This is a genomic window from Streptomyces katrae, from assembly GCF_000966975.1.
GTDB lineage: Bacteria > Actinomycetota > Actinomycetes > Streptomycetales > Streptomycetaceae > Streptomyces > Streptomyces katrae.
The window spans coordinates 1-2,754 of the sequence record NZ_JZWV01000289.1 but is presented as its reverse complement, the minus strand read 5'-3'; the positions used below and the strand labels follow the sequence as shown (position 1 = coordinate 2,754).

Sequence of the window (2,754 nt, the reverse complement as noted above, 5' to 3'; positions counted from 1 at the left end):
GGCGTAGCAGCCCCACCCGAACAGGGTGGCGACGTTGACCGCGGCCGCCGTGTACAGCGCCGTGCTCAGCTGCATCGCACCCAGTGCCGAGACGCCGATCAGGAGGAGCGGGCCCACCGCCGACAGGAGGAGGGGGCTGCTGACGAAGAGCATGACGCGCAGTTCCCGTCCCCTGGCGAGGGCGCCGTGCGTGACGCGGTGGGCCTGCTGGTCGGCGACGAGCGCGGCCAGCCGGCGTCCGGATGGCCGGTGCCCGCGAGCCCGATGACGACGGAGATCATGGTGATCGTCGCGTAGAGCCGCTCCTTGAGGTGCGCCGTCGCCGTCGCCGTATCCACCGCGTCCGCCGCCCGATCCGCCACGGGATCCACCGTAGGGGGCGGAGGCGGCAGGTCCGTGGAACAACACCGGGCTCGTGCCGGCGCTCAGGCCGAGGCCGGGACGCTCCCGGGCCTTGACGGACTCGCTGATCACGAGCGGCAGGCCCGGGGTGTGCTCTTAGGGTGTGCGGCGGGAAAGTCTTTCGATCGGCCCCGGAGGGCCGGGAGGTGTCATGACCCTGCACATGAAGCTGAGTGCGATCACGCTCGACTGCGCTGATCCACTGGCGCTGGCGGCGTTCTACCAGCAGGCCACCGGCCTTGAACCGCACCCGAAGTCGGACGCCGACTTCGCCGGTCTCAACCGTGAGGACGGACTCCTCATCGGTTTTCAACGGGTCGACGGCTACCGGGCGCCGAGCTGGCCCGACCAGGCCGTTCCCCAGCAGCTCCACTTCTGCTTCGACGTCGGCGACTTGGACGAGGCGGAGGCGCGGTTGCTGGAGGGCGGAGGCGCGGTTGCTGGAGTTGGGCGCGGGCAGGCCGGATCACCAGCCGCATCGGGGCAGGTGGCGGGTCCTCACCGATCCGGCCGGGCATCCCTTCTGCATCGTCGCGGCCTGAACCGGCACGGGCTGACCGCCTGGGGGGTGGACGCGTCCGGTTCTTCGGATGGCGGTAGCAGGGTGGCCGTTCCGGTGCAACGGGCCGGGCGTACAGGGCGGTTCGGGGCCTGTGGGCCGTAGCACCATTCCCGGGTGGCGGAGGCGGGTCCTACGGTTGCGGACGTCCCGGCGGACCGCGTTCACCCGGAGGTACCCGTGCGCCTTTCAGTACCACCACGGCGCGGCCCGCGCCCCGGCCTGCTGCGCAGGGCGGCCGCGGCGGCAGCCGTGCTCGTGACGGTCGCCGCGGTGCCCGCGGCCGCGGAGCGGAACGGCGGCGCGGCCCCGGCGGACGGGCACTGCTCGGGGATGTCCCGGCTGCGGGTGCCGGGCGCGGAACTCGGCGTCCCGTCCTGCCTGGACGAGCTGACCACGGCCGGGACCGTCGCCTCGGGGCACACGGACCGGGCCGACTGGGCCGGGCTGACGCCGGCCGGACTGAGCGTGCCGAGCGGTGTGCCCGGGATCCAGATCGACGGGTACTTCCCGGACTCCTCCACCGGCAACACCAACCACGGGTGGAACCACGACTCCCAGTTCGTGATCCGGCTGCCGGACCGGTGGAACGGCGGCCTCGTCGTCACCGGCTCCCCGGGGGTACGCGAGCAGTACGCCAACGACCGGGCCATCGGCGACTGGGTCCTGGCCCGCGGATACGCCTTCGCGGCGACCGACAAGGGCAACACGGGCATCGCCTTCCACCGCGACGGCCGGGCACCGGGTGACGCGATCGCCGAGTGGAACGGGCGGGTCACCCAGCTCACCCGTGCGGCCCGTGCCGTCGTCGCCCAGCGCTACCTGCGGCCGCCCTCCCGCACCCTGGCCACCGGCATGTCCAACGGCGGCTACCTGGTGCGCTGGCAGCTGGAGAACCATCCCGAGCTGTACGACGGCGGTGTGGACTGGGAAGGCACCCTCTGGCGGGAGCAGGGCCCGAACCTGCTCACCTTCCTGCCGCCGGCCCTCGCCGCCTACCCCCGCTACGCGGCGGGAGGCGCGGGCGCGGAGCAGGCCCGCCGGGAGATGGCCGCGGCCGGGTTCCCGGCCGGCTCGGAGTTCCTCTGGCCGTTCCACCACCAGTACTACTGGGACGTGACCCAGCGCATCTACCGTGAGGAGCTGGACCCCGGTTACGACGGCCCGCAGGAGGCGGGGACCCCGTTCTGCCTGCCGGGCACCCCTGCCTGCGACGCGGACTACGACTACGGCCTTCGGCCCCGGAGCGTCCACGACGCCGTGGCGAAGATCGCGCTCACGGGCAGGATCGGGAAGCCCCTCATCACGCTGCACGGCACGCTGGACGTCCTCCTGCCGATCGGCCGGGACTCCGACGTGTACGCGCGCATGGTCGACGACGCGGGCCGCGGCCGTCTCCTGCGCTACTACCGGATCGAGGGAGGAACACACGTCGACTCCCTGTTCGACGCCTTCCCCGACCGGCTCCGTCCCCTCGTCCCGTGTCACCGCTCCGCGCTGACGGCCCTGGAGGACTGGCTCGGCCGCGGCACGCCACCGCCGGCGAGCCGTACGGTGCCGCGGCCCGCCGCGGGCGAGGACCCGCTCACGAACTGCCGGCTCGCCCCCTGACCTCAACGGAGTTCCTCGCCCTCTTCCACGCCGACGCGACCTGGACGACGGCCCACGGCAACGTCCTCACGGGCCTCGACGAGGCGAGGGCGCCCCGCCGTACGTGATGTCCCGGCAGGACGACGGCCGCCGGCTGCTGACGGCGTGCCAGAACGCCGGGGTCGTCGCCGCCTGTCCACGGC

At 73.2% G+C, this 2,754-nt stretch carries 1 protein-coding gene and 2 pseudogenes; all 3 read left to right on the top strand.

Annotated features, from left to right (window positions below; translation table 11 throughout):
• Positions 1-553: 553 nt before the first annotated feature.
• A pseudogene (locus VR44_RS11910) lies at positions 554-944 on the top strand (VOC family protein).
• A 197-nt stretch (positions 945-1,141) separates the two neighbouring features.
• Positions 1,142-2,572, top strand: a complete 1,431-nt coding sequence (locus tag VR44_RS11905) for a 3-hydroxybutyrate oligomer hydrolase family protein (RefSeq protein ID WP_045947418.1) — start codon at positions 1,142-1,144, stop codon at positions 2,570-2,572.
• Positions 2,573-2,583: 11 nt separating this feature from the next.
• Positions 2,584-2,754: pseudogene (locus VR44_RS47060) on the top strand (SgcJ/EcaC family oxidoreductase); the annotation flags it as partial.